The sequence below is a fragment of the Bacillus sp. 05T31 genome (assembly GCF_056396725.1).
The window spans coordinates 1-4,913 of sequence record NZ_JBFTMA010000377.1; the positions used below are offsets into that span (position 1 = coordinate 1).

At 34.2% G+C, this 4,913-nt stretch carries 9 protein-coding genes; 4 read left to right on the forward strand and 5 right to left on the reverse strand.

Annotated elements, in window-relative coordinates:
- Window positions 1-390 (reverse strand): tyrosine-type recombinase/integrase (locus AC1DJR_RS19690; protein WP_477003307.1); only part of this gene is annotated, 390 nt, incomplete at its 3' end.
- A gap of 188 nt (window positions 391-578) precedes the next feature.
- On the opposite strand from AC1DJR_RS19690, the gene AC1DJR_RS19695 reads away from it, so the two are divergent.
- Together AC1DJR_RS19695 and AC1DJR_RS19700 are read left to right on the forward strand one after the other, a co-directional pair.
- Window positions 579-722 carry a DUF3956 family protein gene (locus tag AC1DJR_RS19695; RefSeq protein ID WP_080223070.1) on the forward strand — a complete coding sequence of 48 codons (144 nt, stop codon included), beginning with the start codon at window positions 579-581 and terminating at the stop codon, window positions 720-722.
- A 587-nt stretch (window positions 723-1,309) separates the two neighbouring features.
- A complete protein-coding gene (locus AC1DJR_RS19700; RefSeq protein WP_477003308.1) occupies window positions 1,310-2,092 on the forward strand; it encodes an alpha/beta fold hydrolase in 783 nt (260 codons plus the stop codon).
- A gap of 81 nt (window positions 2,093-2,173) precedes the next feature.
- On the opposite strand, the gene AC1DJR_RS19705 is transcribed toward AC1DJR_RS19700, so the two are convergent.
- From AC1DJR_RS19705 to AC1DJR_RS19720, 4 genes are all read right to left on the reverse strand, one after another.
- On the reverse strand, window positions 2,174-2,716 hold the full coding sequence (locus AC1DJR_RS19705) for a site-specific integrase (RefSeq protein ID WP_215564270.1): 543 nt from the start codon (window positions 2,714-2,716) through the stop codon (window positions 2,174-2,176).
- On the reverse strand, window positions 2,716-3,198 hold the full coding sequence (locus AC1DJR_RS19710) for an ArpU family phage packaging/lysis transcriptional regulator (protein ID WP_410593457.1): 483 nt from the start codon (window positions 3,196-3,198) through the stop codon (window positions 2,716-2,718). Before AC1DJR_RS19710 ends, AC1DJR_RS19705 begins: the two co-directional genes overlap by 1 nt.
- A 27-nt stretch (window positions 3,199-3,225) precedes the next feature.
- On the reverse strand, window positions 3,226-3,366 hold the full coding sequence (locus tag AC1DJR_RS19715) for a hypothetical protein (RefSeq protein WP_477003310.1): 141 nt from the start codon (window positions 3,364-3,366) through the stop codon (window positions 3,226-3,228).
- Window positions 3,367-3,508: 142 nt separating this feature from the next.
- Window positions 3,509-3,631: a DUF3983 domain-containing protein gene (locus AC1DJR_RS19720; protein ID WP_087943100.1), complete on the reverse strand. Its 123-nt coding sequence runs from the start codon at window positions 3,629-3,631 to the stop codon at window positions 3,509-3,511.
- Between the two features lie 253 nt (window positions 3,632-3,884).
- Between AC1DJR_RS19720 and AC1DJR_RS19725 the strand changes: the two genes are divergently transcribed.
- Window positions 3,885-4,100 (forward strand): spore germination protein, encoded by a 216-nt coding sequence (locus tag AC1DJR_RS19725; protein ID WP_078205660.1) that lies wholly within the window; start codon window positions 3,885-3,887, stop codon window positions 4,098-4,100.
- 250 nt (window positions 4,101-4,350) lie between these two features.
- On the forward strand, window positions 4,351-4,593 hold the full coding sequence (locus AC1DJR_RS19730; RefSeq protein WP_477003309.1) for a DUF4183 domain-containing protein: 243 nt from the start codon (window positions 4,351-4,353) through the stop codon (window positions 4,591-4,593).
- The last annotated feature ends 320 nt before the right edge of the window (window positions 4,594-4,913 follow it).

The window sequence follows — 4,913 nt, forward strand, 5'->3', positions numbered from 1 at the left end:
AAGCGTATGCGTTCCAATTTCATCAAGCCCTACCTTTTCAGCAGCGCCATTCATGATTCGATAAGCTTGAATTCTTGTAATTGGCTTTCCCGTCTTTTTCGAAGCAAATAAACAATCCGTTTCATTCATTCCGCTTACATACTCATTTATTTTTTCTCTTAACGCTGTATTAATAATGAAACGCTTATCTTTTCCGGTCTTCTGTTCTTTAATAACAATGTGAGTTCTTTCTTTTACATCATTTACATGTAACTTCAATAAGTCACTAATTCTTAGACCTGTATTGATCCCCATTTCAAATAAAAACAAATCACGATAAGATTGGCGACGTAAAACCTCTTTCACTTCTTCTAACTTCTTCTTATCTCGAATTGGTTGCACAAACTTCATTCCTTACCCCTCCATACGTTATGTTACATTAGATGTATCTTCATTATACAATATGTTACATAAAATATGGTAGTTATTTTTATAAATAGACAAAAACGTTGATATAACAGCATTTCTCTTCTAAATTCTAATGTAACAAAATATATGATGTGTTACATTAGATAGTTTTTGAACCTTCTTTACAATATTTGGTTTGTGTTGAGTTTGTTTTGTTTGTAAATGGCCATTCTTTTTTAGTTCTTACAGTAGCTGGTATCGAAATTGCTAGATTAGAGATTTCTCTTCAAGTAGCATTAGCTCTAAGAGTACTTGGAATACCGATTTGTGATTAATTAGCATATCAAAAGAAAAAGCACCTGAATGGATGCTCTGATATCAATTATTTATTTGTATTTCAATTACGGTAAATGAAGTTTTCTCCTTCTTCCAATCACCTAATATTGCTGCATCAATTTGTTTGCACTTTATTAAGTAACTGGAAGAAGAGCAAAAGCTCTCCTTAATAACGGTATCATTCAACCACTACCATCTGCTGGTTTCGGATTTTATGTGCCGTCATTACGAACCGTTTAGAATTTTACAAACAACATAGTGAGTTGTGTTTTCCGCCACTTCCCACAATACAAATATAACACGTTAATTCCAAAATAACCGACACATTTCCTGCCAAAAAGCGGTCACGAGTCTGCCAACGTTCATTCAATTCCTTGATACTACCACTTACCCATATCTTATATTGTGTGTAACTGCCCCCTTCGCTGAATCGCTTGGTATCATTGATTTCATTTAACTTTCTCTTTTGAGTTACACAACACAATAAAAATGAGTAACATTGCATAAAAGCAGAGACTAAACATATTTATTTCCCTAGTTGAATATTTTATTGTAAAGGCAATCTTAATTATATGGAGGAATCCACGTGGGATACTTTATTACTGTAGAACCGGGTGTAAGAATATATGTCGAAGATGTAAATCCACAGGGTAATAAAACAATTTTATTTATACATGGATGGCCTTTAAACCATAAACAATTTGAATATCAGTTCAATATTCTTCCTGCGATGGGATATCGATGTATAGGCATTGACTGGAGAGGCTATGGTAATTCCGATAGACCATTCAATGGTTACAATTTTGACAGATTAGCAGATGATATACATGTAGTAATAGAGGCGTTGCAGTTAAAAGGGGTTACATTAGCAGGACACTCCACTGGAGGAGCTATTTCAATTCGTTATATGGCTAGGCATGAAGGAATTGGAGTATCTAAACTAGTCCTTATAGACGCTGCATCTCCAACTAGTGTTGAAAAAGAAATAGCAAATAAGTTCATTACTGAAACACTAAATGATCGCCCTAAAATGCTAGAGGGTGTAACGGACCTATTTTTCTTTCAGAAAATTACTAAACCATTCTCAGAATGGTTCTTTCAGCTAGGATTACAGGCCGCTAGTTGGTCAACTGCTGCAATCATGACAACATTAAGAGATGAAAATGTCTACAATGACCTTAGCAAAATACTTGTACCTACGTTAATTATTCATGGTATCCATGATAAAATAGTTCCATTTACCAAAGGTCAAGAAACAAAAAATTTATTAGCAAATTCTCAACTTGTACCATTTCAATTCAGTGGTCATGGACCATTTTGGGAAGAACGTGATAAATTTAACCAACTATTAATACAATTTATTGGCTAATAAAACACTTTTGATAATTAGTAATTTAGTTGAATAACGAGATAGACAAGTGGTGAGAGCCCAGAAAATAAAAAGCAATGATTAGATTTTAAATCTAGTCATTGCTTTATCCATTGCATCTTGGTTTACTCCTATATATCGTAACGTTACTCGTTCACTTGAATGATTGAATATCTCCATCAGCAAGGCTATATTTTTTGTCTGCATGTACATATGATATCCGAATGTCTTACGTAGTGTATGCGTTCCAATCTCGTCTAATCCAAACTCAGCTGCTGTGGTACTAAGTATTTTATATGCCATACTTCTTCCAATTGGTCGATTCTTTCCTTGTCTGCTCTTGATTAGATACTCATGATCTTCCCTCTCTTCGATGTACCATTTCAATTCTCTTCTTAATGCTGCAGTAATCTGAATTCGTTTTTGCTTACCTGTCTTCATTTCACGCATTGAGATATGACTTCCCTTTAAATCTCCAGCCTTTAGTTTTAGAATGTCACTAATACGTAGACCTGTATTAATTCCCATTACAAACAAGATATAATTACGCTCACTCTTTTCTTTTAAATACTCTTTGATTTGTTGTATTTGCTCTGGATTACGTATCGGTTGAACAAAATTCATTATTCATTACCTCCAGTCTCTTCTGTCTCGTAAATTTCTAATCCAAGTGCAAAAGCAAGTTTATAAAACGCTTTAGACTTCCAACGTCGATAAGTACGTTCTGACATTCCGATTTCGTTATAAACCATGTAATCACACATATCCTCTTCTTCTAAATAACGTTTACAAATAATATCCCTTTGGATAGTTCCTGCGCGTCCGTTTCCTAATCGATTTAAAAACTGATCAATACGTAATGACATCCCTTCAAGCCATTCTTCTCGTTTACTTTGTTGAATATTTGCTATGGCAACATCTTCTAACGGCTTACCAACTGCATGTGTAGGGCCGTGTTCGCGCATTTCATAAGAAGGAGTGACTTTCATTTCTTTACGCATCATCCCAAATTGTCTATGTATACGTACACTTTCCAACACGCCTTCTAATTCCTCTTGTGTTGCCGTTCTATCGATTTTTGGTAAGAAAGATAATTGTTTAGTCATGTAAGACCACTCCTTTTTATTTTTAAATTACTTTTGTCTTAACGTTCCACGTCTACGTTCATAACAAGGTCTATGCWTCCCCATTAAATCCTCAATTTCACGAGTACTTAATTTCTCTTTTTGTTTTTTTTGTTTTTCTTCTTTCCTTGTTTGGATTGCTTTTTCCATTCATGTAATTGATCTTTTAATACCTTCATTCCCCACATCCCCTTTCAAAAATAAAGAGGACACCATTTCTTAAAACAGCTTTATTGCTGCTCTAAAAATTGGTATCCTCTAGTTTTCTAGCCGGACTGTATTCTGTTTTCATTTATTTAATAATACCAGCCTGCACAAAGATGTTTCTCCAAGCTTTGTTAACTTGGTATTTATCAACGGATATCGCACGACGAACGATAGCTTTTCTTATTTTCTTTTTCTTTGCATTTGCCATTCCTCTCATCCCTTTCATGCAAACGTCTCTCATTTCCATTTTGGAGCGTTTTACTCCTTTTGATACCATATTACATTCAAAAAYRRTCTAAACGTGAATTGTACCTATTTTATAAATTCTTTTTCCCCACAAAAGGATTATTTTATTAGGTTTTCTAACATCCCTCATTTTAAAATTTTCAGATTCAGATGAACATCTAGACTCATAGACCATATTCTAATTTAAACGCTTCCTAAGAAAGCAGGTGAAACTGATGCCATCTATTGTTGGAAACATGGTTGTACAAAATAGCAACGGTTCTTTCAACTTAGGTGATTTTTATAACGTCTCTCCAAAGGAAAATACAAAAGCTTATAATGGTTCAGGCTCATCCAATGTTGCTTTTGTTGCTAATACCTTTAGCGGTGTTAGTGCAACGAACACATTTGATGCTGATGTTGCAGACCAAAACCAAGTTGGAACAGCATAAATTTATTCATTTCCCTCTACCTCTCTGAATAAAACACAATATTCCGTCCATACTATAGATAACCCATCTTTAATGTGCTGTAACCAGTTAGATTTTCCTTAAGACTGAGCAGTTAGCTTTTGCTAGCTGCTCTTTTTCGTATATGCAACTTACATTCCGAAAACTCATATATTAATTTCGAATGGAACTCACAAGTCATCTTTTTACAGTAAATCTTGGCCAAGTAGGTTCTGAAAAGAGGTGAATATAATTGGCTATCGTTAAACCGTTTATCGCTGGAAGACGATTTGTAAGTACAGCAGCAACAGGAACTGTTGCTGGAGCTGTAACAACATTCCCTGCTTCTTATGCATTTTTAACGCTATATATTAACGGCGGAATCCAAACAGGTGATACTATTACTGGAGTTACTACTACTGCTGCTGCTACTATTGTAGGAGGAGCTGTCCTAGATGAAGGTACTCCTATTACAATTGAATTTACTATAACGTAACTTCAGGTGTCCTTTTTATAGAGGCTTTATTACAGGAAACCTCTATTCTTAAATAAAAACTGACATCCATTTTTGTAGCAACTACATACTGTAGAGCATAAACTAGTATAGAATGATAGGAATTTATACTCACTTTCGAAAAGAGCACTTATCTATAGTGCTCTTTTTAGCGTTTACTTATCAATTAGCGTTTTTGTTCAACTATCGTCTTCACTTCTTCACGTTCTACAATTCGATATGCAATATTACATATTCTGTATGTTCAATTTATAAACATGTAATAATTAGTTTATAAAAAATTTAAAATTAATATTGAAAGG

Bases quoted from the DNA above. Each gene is read 5' to 3' on its own strand.
- AC1DJR_RS19705 (WP_215564270.1), bottom strand. From the start codon at position 2,716: ATGAATTTTGTTCAACCGATACGTAATCCAGAGCAAATACAACAAATC.
- AC1DJR_RS19720 (WP_087943100.1), bottom strand. From the start codon at position 3,631: ATGGCAAATGCAAAGAAAAAGAAAATAAGAAAAGCTATCGTTCGTCGT.
- AC1DJR_RS19725 (WP_078205660.1), top strand. From the start codon at position 3,885: ATGCCATCTATTGTTGGAAACATGGTTGTACAAAATAGCAACGGTTCT.
- AC1DJR_RS19710 (WP_410593457.1), bottom strand. From the start codon at position 3,198: ATGACTAAACAATTATCTTTCTTACCAAAAATCGATAGAACGGCAACA.